The organism is Pseudoalteromonas sp. SR41-4, assembly GCF_014163985.1.
In the GTDB taxonomy this organism is placed as follows: Bacteria; Pseudomonadota; Gammaproteobacteria; order Enterobacterales; family Alteromonadaceae; genus Pseudoalteromonas; species Pseudoalteromonas rhizosphaerae.
In genome coordinates this window covers 112,173-133,595 of sequence record NZ_JACJEI010000013.1, presented here as the reverse complement: position 1 = coordinate 133,595, position 21,423 = coordinate 112,173, and the positions used below count along the sequence as shown (strand labels likewise).

Here is a 21,423-nt window from a genome sequence, read left to right as displayed (position 1 = left end):
TGGATTTACAGATTAATCACAAGCCTTGGCCATTGCTGTTATGTGGTTGCCCCGTCTCTTATTCCTAAAAAACCAGGCGAGAAGATTAAAACCGATAAACGTGATGCCCTTAAGCTCGCTAAATTACTTAAATCTGAAGATTTAACACCTATCTATGTTCCCGAGCCTGAAGATGAAGCTGTACGTGATTTATCTCGCGCACGCGAAGTAGCCATGAAAGATTTAAAAGATGCTAAATATCAATTAAAAGCACTGCTGCTTCGTAATAATATTAATTACAAAGGCACTGCAAATTGGTCACAAAAACATTTACGTTGGCTCACTGAGCTTGTGCTTCCACACCCAGCACAGCACATCGTCTTACAAGAGTTTTTACACACAATTACCGAACGAATAAGCCGACTTGAACGATTAGATAATGAACTTACACATCACGTCCATCAATGGCGTTATTATCCCGTTGTTAAAGCAATACAAGCTATGCGTGGTGTCCGTTTGTTAGTCGCCACCGGCGTTGTTGCTGAGCTTGGCGATTTAGCGCGTTTCGACCATCCCCGTAAATTAATGAGTTATCTCGGTCTTGTACCCAGTGAACACTCGAGTGGTGGCAAACGCCATATTGGCGCCATCACAAAATGCGGAAATGGCCGAGCAAGACGCCTTCTTGTGGAAGGTGCACACACTTATCGGTATGCGGCAAATATATCGACCGATATGCAAAAACGACAAGAAGGCTTACCAAAGCACATTATTGATATTGCGTGGAAAGCACAGATTAGGCTCTGCAAACGCTATAAAAAAATGATAGCCAAAGGGAAACACTACAACCTGGTTGTCACCGCAATTGCCCGAGAAATAATTGCGTACATATGGGCTATTGCAAGAGAAGTGGTGCTTACGCCAGTGAATACAAAACTTAGATTGGCAAGAGTACCCGCATGATAAACGAATTAGAGTTAATGCATGGGATCAAGCATCGGGTGTGACACAACCACCGACGGCGTTAGGATGGCAATGCAGCTAACGCTGCATTGAACCACGAACATAGACTGAAGACAGGTGCCACGACGAAATAAGTAAGGTCTGCTCTGTTACTAGAAATAGTAATAACCAACGACAAAATTGTCAGGAACAATTTTGAACAGCGCAGCTGATTCACGAAAGGCAGGACGCCTGTAGTCATATCAGCAAGATAACCGACGAAATTACTTGCTTCATCCTATGTATTAACTCGCTCTAATTCGAGCTAAAGTAATTATGGCTTAAAAAGTTAGGCAAGGATCTGTGTGTTTAACTTGACAGTGGGAGTCATACCAGGCTCTGCTCGTCAAAATGACTATCCGTGTGGGCAACATACGCCCACGCCAAACCAAAAACTCGTGGATACCCCGCAAAAGGGCCACTGGCTAGCTTTGGTAATTGGCGATAAAAACCATCTGGTAGATCATCTCTGACTTCACGAATTTGTTGCTCAATTAAATGATAATTATCCAGTAGCCATTCCGCCGCAGGAACGACACTGTGCCCTGCAGCCAATGCTTTGGCGTTAGCATGATAGGCTGCCAACAATACTGATGCATTTTGTTTGAGACGAACCTGTAATGATACAACTCTGGCAGTTGATTTTGACACTTCTTGTGCTTGAGCCAAACTGATTGCATGCTGCTCTAATCGCTCAACTCCGAAGAGTTCTTCGCGAACAGGCTGAACACTATTCCACGGTGGTTTTGCAAGTTGAGAGCAAAATAGTGAAGAAATGATATTTGACATAGTTGTCCCTAATTCTCTGCTGATTGGTGATCGCTAATTGAGAGTACTATTTTTAAAATGAGCTCATGTGTGTGAATAGCTTAACTTTCAGAGCCATACTTTCTGTGTTTCATTAGAGATAATGTAACTGGAAAATTTCTATGATTCGGTACGACAACGCACATAGTCACTATCTGTTGCGATATAGCGCAGAGCATTGTCTGCTATTTATAAATAGCTGATGTTTTTTGGTAACTATTCACCGCTGCAAAATAGCATTGACAGGATGACTGTTCGAGGCCAGCTCTGGACAAAATACTAATCTGTCCGCGGTTATAACTTATAATTCCCTGCTGCTGTAAATAACCTGCCGCAATCGTACTGCACTGCGCCTTACACCCAGCATTTTCGCTAACAACTGATGTGTTAACTGCAGATGATCTGAATGAGTACGATCCTGTGTCATTAATAGCCATAGAGCAAGGCGTTGCTTCACTTCATGAGCGTTATTACATGCGCCCGTTTGAGCGAGTTGTTGCATCACCACGTAGAGATAATTAAGTATTAATTTTCTCACTAGCGGATTGCTTTCTAACCTGTGATTAAATTTTGCGGCGTCCATTCGTAGCGCACGTCCTGAACTTTGGACGATCGACTTCATAGCAGCGTTTGAGTTTTCAAGCGCAAGCGTGGCACCTAGCATGCCCTCATTACCAATTAATCCCATCGCAAAAGACTGTTTTTCGACAACCTCGATAAGTAATGAAATACAGCCCGTTACTGGAAAATAAACATATTTTATCGCTTCATCAGCAATATTGAGTGTTTCGCCAAACAACAGCTCTACTGGCGTGCAATTTTCAACAAACCATTGGTATTCGAGTCTAGGTAAATAGTTTAATAAATGATTGCTTACAACTGGTAAGGTGCACGTTGCAGTCACTCAGGCCTCCAATGGATAAATCCATATATCAAAGAACGTAATAGTTATTGATAACTTGGACTAACCGTCGTTTTTCGTCTGTGCGCTACAGCGCTATACTTGAAGTGATGCTAATTTTAATACCAATCGACTTAAATATTTAATCATTCTAGCGCGCTAAATAAAGCGCTAACTGCGTTATAATTTTTTCAAGTAGAACAACTACATGTCAAAATTTACGCCTTGTTATCACTGTATTTATCTGTCGCTATAAATGATCAGTAACTTAACACGATTGGTATAATAAACAGGAGGAGCTAACCGAGGTGAGAGTCTGTGCTAATTGCAGACCACAAAAAGCAAAAAACCAGTAACATCGCTGTTACTGGTTTTTATAAGATGGTGCGGTTGGGGGGACTTGAACCCCCACGCCCGAAAGCACTACCCCCTCAAGGTAGCGTGTCTACCAATTCCACCACAACCGCATTGTTAAAGCTTTCGCTTTAGGTGCTAAACATATGATTTATTTGAGGATGATAAATCGTTTAACGATACTTTTAATAAGTATTAATTTGGTACGTCAGATTTCTCTTTCGTTGATGTTACTGGAACATCGTCAGCTGCAGGAGCAATTGTTTCAACTGCTGGTGCTGCTTCTAGGTTTTCCCACTCATCAGTCTTTTTGATCTGACCTGCAGTTAAGTTACCTAGTACAATACTTAGCACAAAGAAAACACTGGCTAAGATTGTAGTTGTTTTTGTCATAAAGTTACCTGCACCTGACGAACCGAAAACGGTTGCAGAGGCACCAGCACCAAATGATGAACCCATGTCCGCGCCTTTACCTTGTTGAATTAAAACCATACCAACAAGCGCTAAAGCAACAACTAAATAAACTACTAATAAAATTTCGTACATCTTATACGGTCCCTTTTGCACTTTCGCAGATTGCAGTAAATAACTCTGCTTTTAGACTAGCGCCACCAATCAGGCCGCCGTCTATATCTGGTTGTGCAAATAATAATTCGCTATTTTTTTCATTTACGCTGCCACCATAAAGAATGGTCAGCCCTTGTGCTAAATCACTACTGTTAGCAGCAATTTTATCACGGATAAATTTGTGCACATGTTGTGCTTGTTCAGGCGATGCAGTCTTACCTGTGCCAATGGCCCAAACGGGCTCGTATGCTATCACAGAATCTTTCAGTGCTGCTAGACCTAATTTATCAATTACTGCATCAATTTGTGCAGCAACGACTAATTCAGTTTGACCTTGTTCGCGTTGCTGTTCACTTTCACCAACACATAAGATAGGTGTTAAACCCACTTGTTGTGCACGAGCAAACTTAGCTGCAACAGTGTCATTGCTTTCGCCGTAGATACTACGACGCTCAGAGTGACCAACTAACGTATATTGGCAACCTAAATCTTTAATTAATTGCGCATCAACTTCACCAGTAAATGCACCCGGTTCATTTTCAGAAACCGTTTGTGCGCCAGTTGTTACACCTGTTGCTGTTAGCATAGGTAACAATGGGTAAGGTGGAAATACCACAACGTCTATCTGATCTGATTTTACGTTGTTGATAGCGTCAGATAATTGCTGTACTAACTCTTTCGAGCCGTTCATTTTCCAATTGCCTGCGACCATTGGCTTGCGTATTGCCATTTTTCCACTCCACATTAGAAAGCGGGCGAGATAGTAACTCGACTCGCCCAAAGTTACAAGAGGTTATTGTTCTTAATCAGTTTGTTTGCTCATAGATTCGACAACTGCAGCAATTTTTTGTGCACTATCAAGGACTATTTTCTCTTCTTCGGCTTCTACCATCACGCGAACAACCGGCTCAGTGCCAGATTTACGTAATAACACACGGCCTTTACCAGCAAGTTGTTTTTCAACATCAGCAACCGCAGCAATAACCTCTGGTGCAAGTGTTGGATCTGTGCCCGCTTTATAGCGCACATTAATCATCTTCATCGGGTATTTAACAAACCCTGCGCCAAGATCTTTTAGCGTACGATTTTGCGCCACCATAGCAGCCAAAACTTGTAGGCTTGAAATGATGCCATCACCGGTGCTGATCAAATCCAGATTCAATACATGCCCTGAGCTTTCACCGCCGATTTTCCAGCCTTTTTCTTGTAGTAATTCCATTACATAACGGTCACCCACTTTACTGCGAGCAAACTCAATACCTTTCGCTTTAAGCGCGTTTTCAAGACCCATATTAGACATTACCGTGCCAACAACACCACCGCCTAACATGTCATCATTGGCAGCTTGGCAGGCAATAATGTAAACAATATCATCACCATCAAAGACACGGCCATTGTGATCGACCATCATTACACGGTCGCCATCACCATCATAGGCAATGCCGACATCAGCATTATGTTCTAATACTTTGCGTTTTAATGCATCAACATGGGTAGCACCGCACTCTAGGTTGATGTTTACACCATTTGGCTCGCAAGCATGGCTGATTATCTGCGCGCCTAATTCACGCATTACTGATGGTGCGATATGATAAGTTGCACCATTGGCACAATCTAATACAATCTTTAAACCTTCTAACGACAGGCCTTGTGGGAATTGGCTTTTACAAAACTCAATATAACGGCCATCAGCGCTTTCTAAACGGCGGGCTTTACCTAGCTTATCAGATGCTACACAGGTCATTGGTTCATCAAGCATTGCTTCAATTTGTAGCTCTACTTCATCAGCTAACTTCAAACCTCGGCCACAAAAAAACTTAATGCCGTTGTCATGATATGGGTTATGAGATGCACTGATCACAATTCCAGCTTCAGCACGAAATGTTTGCGTTAAATACGCAACGGCTGGCGTCGGCATCGGGCCAAGTAACACCACATCGATACCTGCGGCGATCAAACCTGCTTCAAGTGATGTCTCTAACATATAACCAGAAATGCGAGTATCTTTACCAATAATGACTTTCTTAGTGCCATTTTTTGATAGTACCTTGCCTGCAGCCCAACCTAATTTAAGTGCAAATTCTGGTGTAATTGGGTATTCACCCACCATGCCACGTACACCATCGGTGCCAAAATACTTTCTTTCTTTCATTTTTAAATTCCTTGTTCGCAAGCTTGCCACACGCCAAGCACATCTGCGGTTTCTTTTACATCATGTACACGAATAATTTTTGCGCCATTTTGCGCTGCAATTAATGCCCCTGCTAAACTGCCAGCAAGGCGCTCGTTTGTTTGTCTATTTAATAAGTTGCCAATCATTGATTTGCGCGATAGTCCTGCTAAAACAGGTAAACCAAAGTGGTTAAATTCATTAAACCGCGCCAGTAATTGGTAGTTGTGACTGAGGGTTTTACCAAAGCCAAACCCGGGGTCTAAAATAAGTTGCTGGCGCTGAATACCCGCTGTTTTACAGGCATTGATCCGCTGTACAAAAAAATCATTTATATCACTGAATAAATCATCGTAATGTGGAGAGTTTTGCATACTTCGAGGTTGGCCTTGCATGTGCATTAAACACACCGCAACGTCTGGATACTGAGCAACTGTTACCAGTGCGTTTGGCTCTTGTAAAGCACGCACATCATTAACAATATCAGCACCAGCTAGAATAGCTTGACGCATTACTTCACTTTTACTGGTATCAATCGAAATGATGCAATCATTAACGGCGCTATCACTGTGAGCACGAATTGCCTCGATTGCGGGTATTACTCTGGCTAATTCATCCTCAAGGCTAACATCAGGCGCACCAGGACGTGTTGATTCGCCACCAATATCTAATATGGTAGCACCATCTGCGAGTAACTTTTGAGCTTGTATGACAGCGCTGTCTGTTTGATAGTAGCGCCCGCCATCTGAAAAAGAGTCAGGAGTGACATTCAAGATCCCCATTATAACTGGGGTGTCGAGGTGTAAACTGCGACCTCTAGGTAACTTAACTGTGGTCATCTATCACCTTCAATACATCCATTGCATTGATATATATACTTTATTTAACCAGTTACAAAAAAGCCCCGACAATCGGGGCTTTTCGTTTAGCTATTTTAACTGTTATTCAGCTTTATCATCAAGATTTGTTTCATCTTTTTGAGCTGGCTTGTCGTCTTTTTCAGCAACTGGCTCTGCTTTGATCTCTTCAACTGCTGGTTTTTTATCAGCAGTATCACGGCGGTCATGCGCATCACGTGGTTCACGTACAGGCTGACGTGCCATTAGATCATCAATTTGCTTAGCATCAATCGTTTCATATTTCATTAATGCATCTTTCATTGAATGCAGAATATCAATATGATCTTTCAAGATTTGCTCAGCGCGTTGATAGTTGCGATCTGAGAACAAACGAACTTCAGCATCAATTACTTTTGCCGTTTCATCCGACATGCTCATGGCACGACCACCGCCGCCACCCATGTACATCTCATTTTGATCTTCAGCGTATAGTAATGGCCCTAATTTTTCACTTAGGCCCCACTGTGTAACCATTTTACGCGCAATGTCAGTAGCACGTTCAATATCGTTACTAGCACCAGTAGTTACTTTATCTTCACCATAAATCAGCGCTTCAGCAATTCGGCCACCATATAAGCTTGAAATCATTGATTCCAATAGCTCTTTAGAGTGACTAACACGGTCTTGCTCTGGTAAATACATCGTTACACCAAGGGCACGGCCACGTGGAATAATCGATACTTTATAAACAGGATCGTGCTCTGGTACTATGCGGCCAACAATTGCATGTCCGGCTTCATGATACGCAGTCATTTCTTTTTCTTTCTCGCTCATCACCATGGTCTTGCGCTCTGCGCCCATCATGATTTTATCTTTAGCAGCATCAAATTCAGCCATGCTAACAACACGTTTATTACCACGTGCAGCATATAGAGCCGCTTCATTGACTAAGTTTGCAAGATCAGCACCAGAAAATCCCGGTGTACCACGCGCAATAACAGAAGCTTCTACGTTATCGCCTAATGGCACTTTTCGCATATGTACTTTAAGGATCTGTTCACGGCCACGGATATCAGGTAAGCCAACCACTACTTGGCGGTCAAAACGACCAGGACGAAGTAATGCTGGATCAAGTACATCTGGGCGGTTAGTCGCGGCAATAACGATAATACCTTCATTGCCTTCAAAGCCATCCATCTCTACTAGCATTTGGTTAAGTGTTTGCTCACGCTCATCGTGACCACCACCCATACCTGCGCCACGTTTACGGCCTACGGCATCAATTTCATCGATAAAGATGATACATGGCGCTGCTTTTTTCGCTTGCTCAAACATATCACGAACACGCGAAGCACCCACACCAACAAACATCTCAACAAAGTCTGAACCTGAAATCGTAAAGAATGGTACTTTTGCTTCACCAGCAACGGCCTTAGCAAGCAAGGTTTTACCCGTACCTGGAGGACCAACCATTAATACGCCTTTAGGAATACTACCGCCAAGTTTTTGGAATTTAGATGGATCACGTAAGAAATCAACAAGCTCTGTTAGATCGTCTTTAGCTTCATCACAACCGGCAACATCTGCGAAGGTGGTTTTAATTTGGTCTTCACTCATTAAGCGTGCTTTACTCTTGCCAAACGACATAGCACCTTTGCCACCGCCGCCTTGCATTTGACGCATGAAGAAAATCCATACCCCAATTAGTAATAACATTGGGAACCATGAAATTAAGATGCTCGCTAAGAATGATTGCTCTTCTGGCTTCACACCTTTTACATTCACATCACTTTTTAATAAGTCATTAAGAATGTCTTTATCATAAATAGGCATGATCGTTTGAAAGCGATCGCCATTGGTTTTAGTGCCAGTAATTGTGCCACTGGTACTTTCGATTGCCACTTCTTGTATAGCGCCACTTCGGGCATCTTTTACAAATTGACTGTAACTAGTTTGACGGTCTGTTTGATCGCCACCATTAAAGCTCTGAAATACTGACATTAGCACAACTGCAATGACCAGCCAGAGTATTAGATTTTTCGCCATATCGCTCAAGGGGTTAACCTCTTGTATCCAATTAATTTAAATTCAACTAAACGCCTGACAACTGTACTACAGTTTGTAGCCTGTCGCTACTATATATACTTCACGTGATCGCGCACGTGAGGCGTCGGGTTTACGGATTTTTACAGTTTTAAAGCTATCACGCACTGTTTTTAAGAATTCATCAAAGCCTTCACCTTGGAATACTTTAACAACAAATGCACCATTTTTCTTTAAAACTTGGCTACACATATCTAATGCTAATTCCACTAAATACATGCTTCCAGCTTGGTCAACGGAGCTATTACCACTCATGTTTGGTGCCATATCAGAGAGCACCACATCAACATTTTTACCATTAATGCGATTTAATAACGCATCTAAAACAGCTTCTTCTCGGAAATCTCCTTGCAAAAAATCAACGCCGGCCAATGAATCCATAGGTAATATATCACAAGCGATCACCTGCCCTTTATCGCCTACTTTTTCTGCTAAATACTGTGACCAGCTTCCCGGCGCAGCTCCCAAATCAACAACAGTCATGGCTGGGCGTAGTAATTTATCTTTATTTTGGATCTCGTCGAGTTTAAAAATCGCACGAGAGCGCCAACCTTTCTTTTGTGCCTCGTGAACATAAGGATCATCAAAATGTTCCTTCAACCATCGCTGTGAACTGGCCGAAAGTTTCTTATTCGTCATAAATTAACACGCAACTAATTAGTAATATTCTCTAGATGGCGTTAGAATACCCTTAATTCAAGCCATATTCAGCAAAATTTGTAACAACATGAAATTATCGAACAAACAAAAGCAGTTTTTAAAAGGTCAAGCACACTCTCTAAAACCAGTTGTACTTCTTGGTTCTAACGGTTTAACTGAAGGTGTATTAGTTGAAATTCAAAGCGCTCTAGAAATCCACGAACTTATTAAAGTAAAAGTACCTACTGATGATCGTGAGACTAAAGCACTGATTTTTGAAGCTATTATTCGTGAAACCGGTGCTGAGAAATTACAGTCAATCGGCCACACCCTTGTGCTTTATCGCCAAAGCGAAGAAAAGAAGATCCAATTACCACGTAATTAATTTTCTATTCCGCTATAAAAAAACCAGCAATTGCTGGTTTTTTTATATCTGCGACGCAACTGCAATAAATTGTAAATAAATATATTACATTGCTCAAAAATTCATCTTCATATCACTCAACTGATAACCTTGCGCTTCGCTTTGTAAGATAAAATAGCGGTTAAATTCAGTTTCAGGCATCTTTTCAACATCTATTTGCGCTATTAATTTTGCCAATTCTGGCGTGGTATTACTATGGCCTACAATCACCACTACGCCATCTTGCGCTAAAACAGTGTGTTTAAATGCGGCTAAGTCACGAGGGTCGTAGCTTTGAATTGTAATATTAAAATGTTCAGCAATAGGAGTTGCGGTCTCGATAGTGCGATTATAGTCCGTACTAAAAACTGCTGTTGGCTGGACTTTACTAAGCAGACTCACTAACTGCTGCGCCCGTTGCTTGCCGGCATCCGTAAGATGGGGATCGTTGCCTGTTAATTTTTCACTATGGCGAAACAAAAAAATACTTTGCGGTGCTGCTGTTAAATTCGCAGTAAACAGTAATATTAAGCTCGCTAAAATATAGTTCATTTGTCTTCCTCTTTATACATTGCTAGTTGTTGTGAGCGTTTGAATAGCAACACACGATCAATAAACTCTGTCGTTAATTCATTAATGATACCGGTTTCGGCGTTAAGGATCAGACTGAAACCTATGTTTAAGTGCGGTATTACTACAAGGTCACTGCGATATCCTTGCACCCAGCCGCTATGATAGTAAATGGTTTCATTATCATAGTCGTAAACCCGCCAGCCTAAGCCATAATAGGCCTCGCTAAGGTGCTTTTTCCACACTCGACGCCGTAACTCTTTTTTTGTATGCGTATAAGGACGAGTTTGACTGGCTAACACTGCACTGGATAATACCGTTGGGTAATATCCTAACTGCGCTTTTAACCAAATAGCCATATCACTGGCACTAGCATTAACGCCGGCTGCGGGAAGTACCTTGTAATAATTTTTTTTCAATTTTGCGGTATGCCAGCGTTTGCGCCCTCTTACATGGGGATGAGCATAATTATCATCTGTTACCATCGCTGTATAACCCAGACTTGCATCATTCATATTTAATGGTGAAAATATAAATTCACTCATCCACCGAGAGTAATCCAATTTAGTACTGCTTTTGATCACTTCAGCAATTAAGCTAAACATCACATTTTGATAGCCATAGCACTGCCCTGGCTGGCAAATAGGTTCCACACTCAACAACTTTTGCACTATATCAGGGTAACTCATTCTTGATTCAATCAAGTTATCATACGCATTAGGTACTAAACCGCTGGAGTGACTGAGTAAGTGAAAAACTTTTAAATTATTTTTGTAATCCGTATTGGCGAAGGCTGGAATAAATTTACTGACAGGGTCGTCTAAAGAAAACTTCCCCTCATTGGCTAACTTTGCACTGAGTGAGCCTGCAAACGTTTTAGATACCGATGCTAAGCGAAACCGAGTATGGGCATTGACTGCTAAGCCCTTATTTAGCTTTGTTACCCCAAACCCTTGTATATGCGTATCATCAGGGCCATTAACTATCGACAACGCAGCCCCTGGGATCCCTTTGCTTTTTAATTTATGTTCGAGATGTTGTGTGTAATCATTAACAAATTCTTGCCACTGTTGCTCGCTGGCATGAACCTGCGATTGAAATAACACTAACGTGATAACGAAAAAAAAGGAGTTGATTAACGACACAAAGGACTTCATTTTTTATTATTTTTATCTAGATTAAGACATTCTTAGCTTTATAATACCATGAAGTTTTATTAAGACTAACGTACAATATTCCGATTATCGAGCTTTCAAAGGGTTTTACAGTGTTTATACGTTATTTATCAATAGTTTTTTTCACTTTCATTACAACAGCTTGTGTGACTGCGCCGCCACCTGCTGCGCCTTTAGAAATGCCACTCAAGCCGCAATTAAAAAGCCAAAGCTATCAAGTAGCCTATGAAACCGAACATGCTTCACCGAAAGTAAAATCAGTACAATTACCAGCGCATAAAATTACTCGTAACCAAACTGTGCAAGTTATTGCCGATAAAGCAAGTGTCACGGATACCCTATTTAAACAAATAACTGATGCATTAACGACTATGAACTTACGTGTCGTTGATCAAGGTAATAGTGATTATACCCTAGCTATACACCAGCTAGAGCTCAACTTTATTGAAGATACCGAATATCAAATACAACCACCAAATAAAGCGTATCCTTTATTTGCGCAAATAACACAACTGTATCCGATCCAACAATGCTCAACCATCAATGCAGAGGTTAGCATGCGCCTGATCCATCGTGCATCGGGTGATGTAGTGTGGTTTGGAAAATCCTCAATCGACAGTGCGAGCTTCCATCGCGAACCACTTATTTACAGCTTCAGTGATGAACAAGTGATCAGTAATGAACTTGAAGTAGCCACTTTTATCCATCAACAAAATACTGATCAAGCACGTCTTGCCCGCGCCAATCAGGAGATCAGTATACCAAGCTATAAAACCATTTCAAAAATGACCAGCTTAACTAAACTTCAAGGACCGTGTGATCGCACTGAAGTGAGTGCTCTAACACCAATGATGCACTATTATCTAAGTAGTATTTTGATCGATAAAATAAAAGTACACTAAGTCAATGTCCACAGAATGACTACTGGCTACATTTTTTTACAGATCAAAGGAACTCTTTGACAATATAATACACTTAACAACTGCTTAATTTATTTGGATCATGGATGCAACGTAAACAACACACTCTACAGAAACTACTGTTATTACTGATCAGTGTGAGTTTATGGAGCACCTCTAGCAATGCCAGTAATCGCTATTATGCTGATAACACCTTAGAGCCAACCTCAGGCTTTGCTTGGGATTGGAGCGCGGGTGCGGGCTATTATGTTGAAGATTCTTATCTAGTTGGAATGGATTCTTACAGTGACGGTCTAGAACTTGATATTAACCTTGCTGTTTCTTACGAACGCTTTTATTTAGATATTGATCACAGCCAACTCAGTGGCGGCATCATTATTGGTTATAGCATCATCAATAAGTATAATTGGGATCTTGATATTCTTGGTACCAATATGCAAGCTGGGTTTGATGAAACAGGACTCGACTTTTATAGCAGTGGGGTGGTGCCTGAACTTAAAGGTATACGAACCAGAAAAAGTGACTTTGATACCGGCTTACGCCTTACCCGTCGCTTTGAAAACTCACAGATTTCCTTTGAATACTTACATGATATTTCTAATGCTCATAATGGTTGGGTCGTAAATAGCTTTTTTAGCCATATTTTACCGTGGCAAAACTGGGAGTTTCGCACCGGTGTTGGCATTAGCGCTTACTCAGCAGATTTCAGCAATTACTATTTTGGCATAACATCAGAAGAAGCCACCGCTACTCGTGCTGTCTATCAAACAGACGGCGCCATGAGTATGATTTTTGAATTCCACGCCGAGTACCCACTTAATCGACACTGGGTATTTTTAGGTGGCTGGCTGTCAACCTGGTTTTCAAGTGAAATTTCCAACAGTCCCATTGTATCTCAGGGTTATCAGCATAAAGCCATGGTAGGCGTGCGCTATGTATTTTAAAACCACAGTAATTTTATTACTGTTACTAAACGCAAAACAAATACTAGCCAATGGTGAAGAACCGCATGACAGTAGTTTAATTGCGTTGCCCGACACCTGTGTTGCACTGCGTGAAGGACGCAGTTGCTATGCTGATATAGAGCTAAGCTGGCAACAAACTAGCATCGGTAATTACTGTTTACGTGATGCAACATCGAAGCATATTATGCAATGCTGGCTTAGACAAAATAGCGGAAAGTTAAATTATGCTTTTGATTCTGTTGAAAGCATTTCATTTGAGTTAATAAACAGCGATACCGGTAAGATCATTGCTTCAACACAAGTACAGTTGCAATGGGTGTATCAAAATCGCCAAAAGAAACGCCGCTGGCGGCTTTTTTAAAACGAGATAAAGCATGGATAATTACGGCACAATATTACTTGTTGAAGATGACGGCTCTTTAGCCCAGTGGGTGGCGGAGTATTTAACTGAGCAAGGCTACACAACTCATATTTGTGAGCGAGGCGACCAAGTTGTCAGTCATGTAAAAGAGCTCAAGCCTGACTTAATTTTACTCGATATTATGCTCCCCGGCCAAGACGGTATTAGTGTCTGTCGTGAACTACGTCAATTTTACCAAAGCCCTATTATTATGCTAACCGCTCGAGACGAAGAAATGGACGAAGTGATTGGTCTTGAAGTCGGTGCCAGTGATTACATAATGAAACCGGTCAGGCCGCGTGCATTGCTTGCGCGGATCAAAGCGGCACTGCGCGCCAATAACGACAATTCGGAGTCGCAAACGGATGATACCATTATTCAAGTTGGCTCTTTAAAAATTGATACACAATCTCGCAACGTTTTTATTAATAATATTGATCAAGGAGTTTCCAGCGCCGAGTACTTATTACTGCATTATTTAGCCTGTAACGCCGGGCAAGTTGTGTCGCGAGATGCTGTATTCAAAGCAACCAAGGGTCGTGAATACGATGGCCTTGATCGTAGTGTCGATGTGCTTATTTCTGCACTGCGCAAAAAGTTTAATGATGATCCGCAGCAACCTGAAAAAATTAAAACAATTTGGGGGCGAGGCTATTTACTCGTCGCAAGCGCTTGGTGATCGCCGCTAAGGTATACTGGCAAATGCTATGAAAAAGTTTTATCTCTCCTTATTAGCCAGTGCCCTGCTCTCGATCGTAATATTAGGTTGGTTAATTGATGCTTTTAGTCAGCAAACTCATACCTCGCAGGATGAGTTTGGCTTTCAAAGTAAACTTTTAATGGGCTTCAGCCAGCAAATTGCCAGCCAACCCTTCATGCAAAGAGCAGACTACACCGCCTTACTTGCACAACAGTTTTCGTTGGGATTAAGTTATCGAGCCACGCAATCTTTAGCGCTGCCACCATCACTGCTAGAAGAGATCAATGCTGAAGGCGGACTGATTTTAGAAGATCAAGAAGGGTATTACCTACTCTACAGTAATGATTTGCTTGCGCCTTTTCATCTTAAATTACGTTTGGAAAAATCCCACGAACAAGATCAACAAAATGATATGTTACTTACCTTAATGTTTTACGCTGGGTTATGTGTGTTTATGGGGTTTATTATTGCACCATTAGCTAAACGACTAGGCGTGGTTAATGACGCAGCTAAAAAGTTTGCCAGTGGCGACTTACATGCTCGCATTCGGGTATCCCATTTCACTTACATTAAAGATGTTGAGCTTACTTTTAACCGCATGGCAAGCCAGATCGAAAAATTACTCGATGAAAATAAACTGATGGCCTCGAGTTTATCTCATGATATACGCACCCCCATTGCCTGCCTACGATTTGGCTTAGATGCGGCACTAGATAGTCATAACGAAGAAAAAATAAAACATTATTTAAATCGTATGGAAGCTGATTTAGACCAAATGGAATCAATGTTGAAAAGTTATTTAGCATTTGCCACGCTTGAGCAAAAAGCCAACCAACTGACCTACTCACACACTGAGTTAAACAGCTACCTAAGCACCCTAATACAGCAACTAGAGCCTAAGTTAGTACAGCAACAACTTGATTTACAGCTTATCTGTCATGATAATTCTCATATTTATGCAGATTTACACTGGTTAGCTCGCGCAATCACTAATCTGCTTAGCAATGCCTGTGACTTTGCCAAACAAAAAATTATTCTCACGGCATCGATTAAAGAGCAAACACTTATTATCACCGTTGAGGATGATGGCCCAGGTATCGAAGAGCAAAATTGGCACAAAGTTTTTAGCCCTTTTTTTCAAGAACAGAGTCATCGCAATCGGGCCGATCAAAGTTATGGCCTAGGACTTGCCATTGTTGCTAAAGTAGCTGATTGGCATCATGGCAGTGTAAGCGTAAATCGTAGTAAACACCTAACGGGGGCATGCCTTACCCTTAAAATACATAACCCGGAACAGTTGTAACTTTTATGTTACAGTTTACAGCATCGTAAACCACCTCATTATGATTAGATAACAATAACTTAAACAAACAATGTTAACAGCATTGGCATTCTAAATTTTGTAAATACAGTCATGCGTTAATTCTGCACGGCTGCAGCTAAAAATAAGGGCTTTTTATTTTTTAACATTTACAGTAGATTGTCAGCGCCGTCACTATATAGAGAAGAAAAAATAATTATGAGCGCAGTCAGAGGGGAGTTTAGCTCCCGTTTTGGATTCATTATGGCCGCAGCAGGATCTGCAGTAGGTCTTGGTAATATTTGGGGTTTCCCTACACAAACAGCTAGCAATGGAGGCGCAGCCTTTTTAATTGCTTACCTTGTATTGGCATTTTGTTTGGCTTACCCAGCACTGATGGCAGAACTAACGATTGGGCGCCATGGTCAGGCCAATGCGGTTAGTTCATTGCGGAAAATTTCAAATAACCCGTTCCAAAAACGCTTTGCGTTTGTGGTCGGTTTTGGCGGTATCATATGTGCCGGACTGATCCTCAGCTTTTATGCCATTGTCGCCGGTTGGATGATCAGTGCCACTCTAGAGCCCATTGCGACTTTAGTGGGCAGTGAGAGCTCTTCAACTTGGTTAAGTGAACAGTCACTCTCTAGAAACCTTATATTTACAGCTGGGTTTATTATTCTTACTGTCGCAATCATTAGCCGCGGAGTAGAAAACGGCATTGAAAAGTGGTCGAAACGCTTAATGCCCGCACTGCTGACTATTTTATTTGCACTGATTGTTTATGTGCTGATGCAAGAAGGTGCTATGACAGGCCTTAAAGCCTATTTAGTACCTGATTTTAGCTCTATTTTAGACCCTGAATTACTTGTTAGTGCACTGGGGCAAGCATTCTTTTCATTGTCATTGGGCACCAGTGTGATGATCATTTATGGCTCCTACATTAGTAAAAAAGAAAATTTAGTCTCACTTGGCGCCTACGTTACCCTTATTGATGTGTTTATTGCTTTTGTTGCTGGGTTACTAATTATCCCTGCGATGTACGTTGCGCAGGCACAAGGGGTGGAAATATTCTCAGCTACTGGAGAGTTGCTTTCTGAAGACACTTTAGTATTTCAAGTATTACCCGCTCTTTTTGATGGCATGGGCACCATTGGTTTATTCGTTGGCTTTGCCTTTTTTGCATTGATGAGTATAGCTGCACTGACATCGTCTATTTCAATGCTTGAAGCACCGGTTTCGTATGCGGTAGAGCGCTTTGATCTTGGCCGTGTAAAAGCCACTTGGTTAATAGGAACGATTATAGCATTGGTGAGCTTTACGATAGTCCTGAACTTTAATGCGCTGTTTGGTTTAGTTATTGCGCTCACAACTAAATTTGGTCAGCCTATTCTTGGTTTAATGTGTTGCTTGTTTGTCGGCTGGATTTGGTATCGCAACTCACTATTAAACGAAATACAACAAGGCTGCCCAGAAGTTGCTACCAGCCTATTTTGGAAAATATGGCCATGGTATATTAAATTCATTTGCCCAATTGCAATTGGTTTAGTGTTTGTCAGCTCGCTATTAGGCTAACTCAAAAAACCGCTCTTTACACGGAGCGGTTTTTTAAAATCATATCTTGATGTGCAATACCATCTTCTAAATAAGGCTCGCCAATACACTGAAAACCCAGCGACTGATAAAACGCGAGTAAATAGGTTTGCGCGCCAATGTATATATCCTTGTTCGGCCAATGCGTAAAGCAACACTGGATCGCCTCTTTAACCAATAACACTGCCAACCCCTTACCCCGTTGTGATTTTTCAACCAGCACGCGACCAATAGCGCTGTACTGCTCATTTTTCTCATAACAACGTGCGTATGCAGCTAATTGTTCAGCCTCGAGCCAATAGAGATGCTGAGTTGTTGCAGTGCAATCGATATCGTCTAATTCAGGGTATGGGCATTGCTGCTCAACTACAAATACATCAACCCGCGTGCGCATGATAGTAAACAGTACCTGCGCAGACAGTTGAGAAAATGGTTTTGTTGTTAATCGCATAAAAACTCCTAACATAAAAAAAGCCCAGTCAATACTGGGCTACTTATTACGCTTAGCTAACTAACCGAGCTCTGAATAGCTAGGCAAGCAAACGTTCTAATTGATCACATAAATGCGAAAGATTAACGTGATCATGTTCAATCGTCAGGTCAACATAGCCATCACCACGAAAACCACGGTCAAGCTCAATTAAAACATGAGTTTTATGAGCTTCAGGCACAAACGATAGTTCAATCTCTTGAATACCGAACAAGCTACGGCTATTTGGTTTATATTCCAGCTCTTGATAACAACCAGAGACAGAGTTAAACGTACTAGCACGTAAGAAGCCCTTTTCAACATCCGCTTTTACCAAGCTAAAACCCAGTTTATCCATCGCTTGCATAAAAGTAGTTACGGCATCATTTGGATAAATATGAAGATGATCTTTATCCGTAGGATCAAGTGCTAAATCAATATCTAAACCTGTTTCAAGCCACACATGTGATTGGTTATAACCGGCGTTGATTTCGGTGATCGGTGTTTCTGAATGTAAGCGCGCTTCAAACGGAATGTGTTTTTGTTGACCAGGTTCAATTGTACCAATATCGGTTATACGCCACTTATCAATAATATGATTGGTAAAATAAGCACCGTCTTCACCTTCCACTTTTACGCGCGTCATTAATGCTAAATCAAGACCTGTTATTGCTTGGCTAACATCCCCTGCGGTGATCACTATTTGGGCATTAAATAATTGCCCAGGTTGTAAATGCTCAGTTTCAAGCACGGTATCTACTGTTGCTGCACCAATACCGACTGATGCAAGAATTTTTTTAAACATCTATTTCTCCTTAAGCTTAATTCACCTAAACCTGAATCACGCTTAAATTCCTTTGTTACTGCATCTTAACCATATTTAAAAGCTGCTGTCAGTGAAAAAATAACTATTTTTTGAGTTTTTAGCAGAATAATTAACTAAACGAGTGTTTTTCATACACAGGTATATCTCTATGCGCGCAATTTATATGCATAATATACACGAATGATTTTCAAAAATGCTGATATTTCGCTACACTAGGTAACCAAATGAAGTGATATTAAGAATTATGGAACTATTATATTTTGCTGTCGCATTTGTGTGTGGCTTTGCCGTGTACCAACTTAAACTTCCTCCGCTAATCGGTTTTTTGATTGCTGGCTTTGTACTGAACTTATCTGGCTTTAAAACCACTGAGCTACTTAATACGATTGCTAATTTAGGGATCACGTTATTACTATTTAGTATTGGTCTGAAACTAAAAGTTAGCCATCTTATTAAGCCACAAGTTTGGGCCCCTGCCTCTTTACATATTATTATTAGTAGCGCTATTTTTTGCAGTTTGATGCTGTTCTTAGGCGCACTTTCGTTGCCATTATTTGCAGACCTAAGTTGGCAAAGTGCGTTGCTTGTTGGTTTTGCTTTTAGCTTTTCTAGCACAGTTTTTGCTGTAAAAGTACTTGAAGAACGTGGCGAAATGGCCAGCCTTCACGGCAAAATAGCCATTGGTATTTTGGTTATGCAAGATATCTTTGCAGTGATATTTTTAGCCATCAGCACAGGTAAAATCCCCAACGGTTGGGCTTTTGCGCTATTAGTTGCCTTGCCATTATTACGCCCAGTCATGTTTTGGGTGTTAAATCGTTCTAAACATGGTGAGCTATTACCTTTGTTTGGCTTTTTCTTTGCACTTGTCGTTGGCTATCATGCATTTGAATTTGCAGGCTTGAAAGGTGATTTAGGCGCGTTGATCATCGGTATGATCTTTGCTCCTCATAAAAAAGCCAGTGAGCTTGCAAAATCACTGCTTAATTTAAAAGAAATTTTATTAGTTGGGTTTTTCTTAACAATTGGTTTAGGTGCTGATCTGACACTCAACTCATTACTTATAGCGCTTATTATTATATTGGTGCTACCAGTCAAAGTTGCCCTGTATTATATACTAACGAATGCCTTTAAGTTACGCGCTCGTACCTCCTTATTGAGTGCATTTACCTTAGCTAACTACAGCGAGTTTGGCTTGATAGTCTGTATGGTTGCTGCCAGTAGCGGGTTAATCACATCTGAGTGGTTGGCTGTTATGGCTATTGCAGTATCAATGACCTTTATCATTGCATCCCCACTAAATAAACGTTCAAACGAAATTTATGTAAAAATCGAAGCTTGGCTCATACGTTTTGAAAGCCCTACTCGCTTAGCAGAAGAACTTCCTGTGAACTTAAATGACACCAAGATTGTTATTTTTGGTATGGGTCGTATTGGCACCGGTGCATATGAAACAATTAACATCACCCATCCTGGCGTTGTAGCTGGAGTAGACATCAAGCCAGAAGTGGTCGAGAAGCATGTTTCACGAGGCCGTAAGGCGCTCTTGGCAGATGCAACCGATCCAGACTTTTGGCAACGGGTAAATCACTCCCATGTAGAGATGATCATGCTCGCGATGCCAAAACATATGCAAAACATTTTTGCTTTGGAGCAATTGCGTGCTTCGGGTTACCAAGGTCAAGTTACTGCCATTGCTAACTATCCAGATCAGCAAAAAGAACTTGAAGATATGGGCGTTGACTCTACTTATAACTTCTATTTAGAGGCCGGTAGTGGCTTCGCTGAGCATGTAAAACAAAAATTATTTCCATAATATAAATAAAGTTCTCAGCACCACAAAAGGTACTGAGAACTATTTTCATTTAATTTTCATATCCTTATATATAACCGCCTGAAACAACGTCGCAAAAGTCCCCAAATAAGAGTCAAGCGCATTTACAAAGCTTTACATCCAGATTGGCATTTACCCATGAAAAAAGAGTAAACTGCATTTGTTGAGTAATACGTAAGTATCTATTTTTAGCACAAAAAAAGCCTTCTCGTGTTTTTGAATACGTATTTATCGGCATTTTGTCTTTTGCTATTAAATAAGGTTTTTAGATGAAGAATAAGTTTGCTACACAGTTTCAGACAGTGGCGGATGATGTAAATAACCCAAAACTGGTTGAGCTTCAAAATCGTCTTGATGAAATACAAAGAAATGGAATGACAGCGTTAACAATGCGCGCAGTGCTATTTCAAAAAATGCTCGATATATATCAAGTGCCGGAAAATCATTTCTTACGTGATAGCGAAACACCAAGCCGCATCGATGATCCGTCAATTATAAACAAACTTAAACAACTTGGATTTACCAAAAAGCATCAATATCAGATCCATTAGTAAATTATGAGGGCCTACTCCCCTCATTAAATAGGCTGTTTCTTGCCCGTCACAGCCTATTTTCTCACCCTCTTTTGTAATACACTTCACGCATAATCTAGCAAATTAAGTTAATCATGGATCCAGAGCTTTTAAAAACAGCGATCAATACAAAAATGCCATTTGGTAAATACGCAGGCCGCCCTTTGCTGCTATTACCAGAACCATACTTGGTCTGGTTTAAGCAGCAAGGATTTCCTCACGGCACACTCGGTGCTCAATTAGCAATGATGTATGAAGTTAAACTCAATGGCTTGGAGCAGATGCTCATGCCGCTTTTAAAAACACATAAATAAATTAAAAGTAATAAATAATGGAAC

The 21,423-nt window shown here is 41.0% G+C and carries 23 protein-coding genes and 1 tRNA gene; 11 read left to right on the top strand and 13 right to left on the bottom strand.

The genetic code is table 11. The features are described from left to right. On the top strand, positions 1 to 942 hold a 942-nt coding region (locus H5180_RS12435), incomplete at its 5' end, for an IS110 family transposase (protein WP_182758319.1). A gap of 366 nt (positions 943 to 1,308) precedes the next feature. Here H5180_RS12435 and H5180_RS12430 read toward each other — a convergent pair. The 9 genes from H5180_RS12430 to rlmE all read right to left on the bottom strand — a co-directional run bounded on the left by H5180_RS12430 (position 1,309) and on the right by rlmE (position 9,361). Continuing rightward, complete coding sequence (locus H5180_RS12430) at positions 1,309 to 1,770, bottom strand: hypothetical protein (protein ID WP_220493095.1); 462 nt, start codon at positions 1,768 to 1,770, stop codon at positions 1,309 to 1,311. 319 nt (positions 1,771 to 2,089) lie between these two features. Then, the gene (locus H5180_RS12425) at positions 2,090 to 2,692 is read right to left on the bottom strand and encodes a Crp/Fnr family transcriptional regulator (RefSeq protein WP_182758318.1); all 603 of its coding nucleotides are present in this window, start codon (positions 2,690 to 2,692) and stop codon (positions 2,090 to 2,092) included. Positions 2,693 to 3,071: 379 nt separating this feature from the next. Then, positions 3,072 to 3,156 (bottom strand) — tRNA-Leu (locus tag H5180_RS12420). Between the two features lie 82 nt (positions 3,157 to 3,238). Then, the gene (gene secG / locus H5180_RS12415) at positions 3,239 to 3,589 is read right to left on the bottom strand and encodes a preprotein translocase subunit SecG (RefSeq protein ID WP_169019853.1); all 351 of its coding nucleotides are present in this window, start codon (positions 3,587 to 3,589) and stop codon (positions 3,239 to 3,241) included. Between the two features lies 1 nt (position 3,590). Then, on the bottom strand, positions 3,591 to 4,340 hold the full coding sequence (tpiA, locus tag H5180_RS12410; protein WP_182758317.1) for a triose-phosphate isomerase: 750 nt from the start codon (positions 4,338 to 4,340) through the stop codon (positions 3,591 to 3,593). Between the two features lie 72 nt (positions 4,341 to 4,412). After that, positions 4,413 to 5,762 carry a phosphoglucosamine mutase gene (glmM, locus tag H5180_RS12405; RefSeq protein WP_145239192.1) on the bottom strand — a complete coding sequence of 450 codons (1,350 nt, stop codon included), beginning with the start codon at positions 5,760 to 5,762 and terminating at the stop codon, positions 4,413 to 4,415. 2 nt (positions 5,763 to 5,764) lie between these two features. Further along, positions 5,765 to 6,619: a dihydropteroate synthase gene (gene folP / locus H5180_RS12400; RefSeq protein ID WP_145239195.1), complete on the bottom strand. Its 855-nt coding sequence runs from the start codon at positions 6,617 to 6,619 to the stop codon at positions 5,765 to 5,767. A 102-nt stretch (positions 6,620 to 6,721) separates the two neighbouring features. Then, positions 6,722 to 8,665 (bottom strand): ATP-dependent zinc metalloprotease FtsH, encoded by a 1,944-nt coding sequence (ftsH, locus tag H5180_RS12395; RefSeq protein ID WP_259399568.1) that lies wholly within the window; start codon positions 8,663 to 8,665, stop codon positions 6,722 to 6,724. Positions 8,666 to 8,731: 66 nt separating this feature from the next. Beyond that, the gene (gene rlmE, locus H5180_RS12390; protein WP_145239201.1) at positions 8,732 to 9,361 is read right to left on the bottom strand and encodes a 23S rRNA (uridine(2552)-2'-O)-methyltransferase RlmE; all 630 of its coding nucleotides are present in this window, start codon (positions 9,359 to 9,361) and stop codon (positions 8,732 to 8,734) included. An 88-nt stretch (positions 9,362 to 9,449) separates the two neighbouring features. Here rlmE and yhbY point away from each other — a divergent pair, with 88 nt between their 5' ends. After that, the gene (gene yhbY / locus H5180_RS12385; RefSeq protein ID WP_016707974.1) at positions 9,450 to 9,746 is read left to right on the top strand and encodes a ribosome assembly RNA-binding protein YhbY; all 297 of its coding nucleotides are present in this window, start codon (positions 9,450 to 9,452) and stop codon (positions 9,744 to 9,746) included. Positions 9,747 to 9,839: 93 nt separating this feature from the next. On the opposite strand, the gene H5180_RS12380 is transcribed toward yhbY, so the two are convergent. Continuing rightward, on the bottom strand, positions 9,840 to 10,316 hold the full coding sequence (locus H5180_RS12380) for a histidine phosphatase family protein (RefSeq protein ID WP_145239204.1): 477 nt from the start codon (positions 10,314 to 10,316) through the stop codon (positions 9,840 to 9,842). Next, on the bottom strand, positions 10,313 to 11,491 hold the full coding sequence (locus H5180_RS12375) for a serine hydrolase (RefSeq protein WP_182758315.1): 1,179 nt from the start codon (positions 11,489 to 11,491) through the stop codon (positions 10,313 to 10,315). The genes H5180_RS12380 and H5180_RS12375 overlap by 4 nt, the downstream gene beginning before the upstream one ends. Before the next feature lie 116 nt (positions 11,492 to 11,607). Here H5180_RS12375 and H5180_RS12370 point away from each other — a divergent pair, with 116 nt between their 5' ends. From H5180_RS12370 to H5180_RS12345, 6 genes are all read left to right on the top strand, one after another. Continuing rightward, positions 11,608 to 12,411, top strand: coding sequence for a hypothetical protein (locus H5180_RS12370; RefSeq protein ID WP_182758320.1), 804 nt, complete (start codon positions 11,608 to 11,610; stop codon positions 12,409 to 12,411). Between the two features lie 104 nt (positions 12,412 to 12,515). Further along, positions 12,516 to 13,373 (top strand): MipA/OmpV family protein, encoded by an 858-nt coding sequence (locus H5180_RS12365; protein WP_145239210.1) that lies wholly within the window; start codon positions 12,516 to 12,518, stop codon positions 13,371 to 13,373. Further along, positions 13,363 to 13,755, top strand: a complete 393-nt coding sequence (locus tag H5180_RS12360; protein ID WP_145239213.1) for a DUF3019 domain-containing protein — start codon at positions 13,363 to 13,365, stop codon at positions 13,753 to 13,755. Before H5180_RS12365 ends, H5180_RS12360 begins: the two co-directional genes overlap by 11 nt. Before the next feature lie 13 nt (positions 13,756 to 13,768). Continuing rightward, positions 13,769 to 14,473, top strand: coding sequence for a response regulator transcription factor (locus H5180_RS12355; RefSeq protein ID WP_145239217.1), 705 nt, complete (start codon positions 13,769 to 13,771; stop codon positions 14,471 to 14,473). A 28-nt stretch (positions 14,474 to 14,501) separates the two neighbouring features. Beyond that, entirely contained in the window at positions 14,502 to 15,797 is a 1,296-nt protein-coding gene (locus H5180_RS12350) for an ATP-binding protein (RefSeq protein WP_145239220.1), read from the top strand. Positions 15,798 to 16,013: 216 nt separating this feature from the next. After that, entirely contained in the window at positions 16,014 to 17,366 is a 1,353-nt protein-coding gene (locus tag H5180_RS12345) for a sodium-dependent transporter (protein WP_145239223.1), read from the top strand. Positions 17,367 to 17,382: 16 nt separating this feature from the next. Here H5180_RS12345 and H5180_RS12340 read toward each other — a convergent pair whose 3' ends face one another. After that, positions 17,383 to 17,835 (bottom strand): GNAT family N-acetyltransferase, encoded by a 453-nt coding sequence (locus tag H5180_RS12340; RefSeq protein WP_145239226.1) that lies wholly within the window; start codon positions 17,833 to 17,835, stop codon positions 17,383 to 17,385. A 79-nt stretch (positions 17,836 to 17,914) separates the two neighbouring features. Further along, positions 17,915 to 18,658, bottom strand: a complete 744-nt coding sequence (locus H5180_RS12335) for a sporulation protein (RefSeq protein WP_145239228.1) — start codon at positions 18,656 to 18,658, stop codon at positions 17,915 to 17,917. A gap of 265 nt (positions 18,659 to 18,923) precedes the next feature. Between H5180_RS12335 and H5180_RS12330 the strand changes: the two genes are divergently transcribed. The 3 genes from H5180_RS12330 to H5180_RS12320 all read left to right on the top strand — a co-directional run bounded on the left by H5180_RS12330 (position 18,924) and on the right by H5180_RS12320 (position 21,399). Continuing rightward, the gene (locus tag H5180_RS12330; RefSeq protein WP_182758314.1) at positions 18,924 to 20,495 is read left to right on the top strand and encodes a cation:proton antiporter family protein; all 1,572 of its coding nucleotides are present in this window, start codon (positions 18,924 to 18,926) and stop codon (positions 20,493 to 20,495) included. Between the two features lie 287 nt (positions 20,496 to 20,782). Next, complete coding sequence (locus H5180_RS12325) at positions 20,783 to 21,064, top strand: hypothetical protein (protein ID WP_145239233.1); 282 nt, start codon at positions 20,783 to 20,785, stop codon at positions 21,062 to 21,064. 116 nt (positions 21,065 to 21,180) lie between these two features. Beyond that, positions 21,181 to 21,399 (top strand): DUF3820 family protein, encoded by a 219-nt coding sequence (locus H5180_RS12320; RefSeq protein ID WP_145239236.1) that lies wholly within the window; start codon positions 21,181 to 21,183, stop codon positions 21,397 to 21,399. The last annotated feature ends 24 nt before the right edge of the window (positions 21,400 to 21,423 follow it).

Coding starts and splice junctions, on each gene's coding strand:
- H5180_RS12340 (WP_145239226.1), bottom strand. CDS start 17,835: ATGCGATTAACAACAAAACCATTTTCTCAACTGTCTGCGCAGGTACTG.
- H5180_RS12365 (WP_145239210.1), top strand. CDS start 12,516: ATGCAACGTAAACAACACACTCTACAGAAACTACTGTTATTACTGATC.
- tpiA (WP_182758317.1), bottom strand. CDS start 4,340: ATGGCAATACGCAAGCCAATGGTCGCAGGCAATTGGAAAATGAACGGC.
- H5180_RS12350 (WP_145239220.1), top strand. CDS start 14,502: ATGAAAAAGTTTTATCTCTCCTTATTAGCCAGTGCCCTGCTCTCGATC.
- H5180_RS12355 (WP_145239217.1), top strand. CDS start 13,769: ATGGATAATTACGGCACAATATTACTTGTTGAAGATGACGGCTCTTTA.
- folP (WP_145239195.1), bottom strand. CDS start 6,619: ATGACCACAGTTAAGTTACCTAGAGGTCGCAGTTTACACCTCGACACC.
- H5180_RS12430 (WP_220493095.1), bottom strand. CDS start 1,770: ATGTCAAATATCATTTCTTCACTATTTTGCTCTCAACTTGCAAAACCA.
- H5180_RS12345 (WP_145239223.1), top strand. CDS start 16,014: ATGAGCGCAGTCAGAGGGGAGTTTAGCTCCCGTTTTGGATTCATTATG.
- H5180_RS12360 (WP_145239213.1), top strand. CDS start 13,363: ATGTATTTTAAAACCACAGTAATTTTATTACTGTTACTAAACGCAAAA.
- H5180_RS12335 (WP_145239228.1), bottom strand. CDS start 18,658: ATGTTTAAAAAAATTCTTGCATCAGTCGGTATTGGTGCAGCAACAGTA.
- H5180_RS12375 (WP_182758315.1), bottom strand. CDS start 11,491: ATGAAGTCCTTTGTGTCGTTAATCAACTCCTTTTTTTTCGTTATCACG.
- yhbY (WP_016707974.1), top strand. CDS start 9,450: ATGAAATTATCGAACAAACAAAAGCAGTTTTTAAAAGGTCAAGCACAC.
- rlmE (WP_145239201.1), bottom strand. CDS start 9,361: ATGACGAATAAGAAACTTTCGGCCAGTTCACAGCGATGGTTGAAGGAA.
- H5180_RS12330 (WP_182758314.1), top strand. CDS start 18,924: ATGGAACTATTATATTTTGCTGTCGCATTTGTGTGTGGCTTTGCCGTG.
- H5180_RS12320 (WP_145239236.1), top strand. CDS start 21,181: ATGGATCCAGAGCTTTTAAAAACAGCGATCAATACAAAAATGCCATTT.
- glmM (WP_145239192.1), bottom strand. CDS start 5,762: ATGAAAGAAAGAAAGTATTTTGGCACCGATGGTGTACGTGGCATGGTG.
- ftsH (WP_259399568.1), bottom strand. CDS start 8,665: ATGGCGAAAAATCTAATACTCTGGCTGGTCATTGCAGTTGTGCTAATG.
- H5180_RS12380 (WP_145239204.1), bottom strand. CDS start 10,316: ATGAACTATATTTTAGCGAGCTTAATATTACTGTTTACTGCGAATTTA.
- secG (WP_169019853.1), bottom strand. CDS start 3,589: ATGTACGAAATTTTATTAGTAGTTTATTTAGTTGTTGCTTTAGCGCTT.
- H5180_RS12325 (WP_145239233.1), top strand. CDS start 20,783: ATGAAGAATAAGTTTGCTACACAGTTTCAGACAGTGGCGGATGATGTA.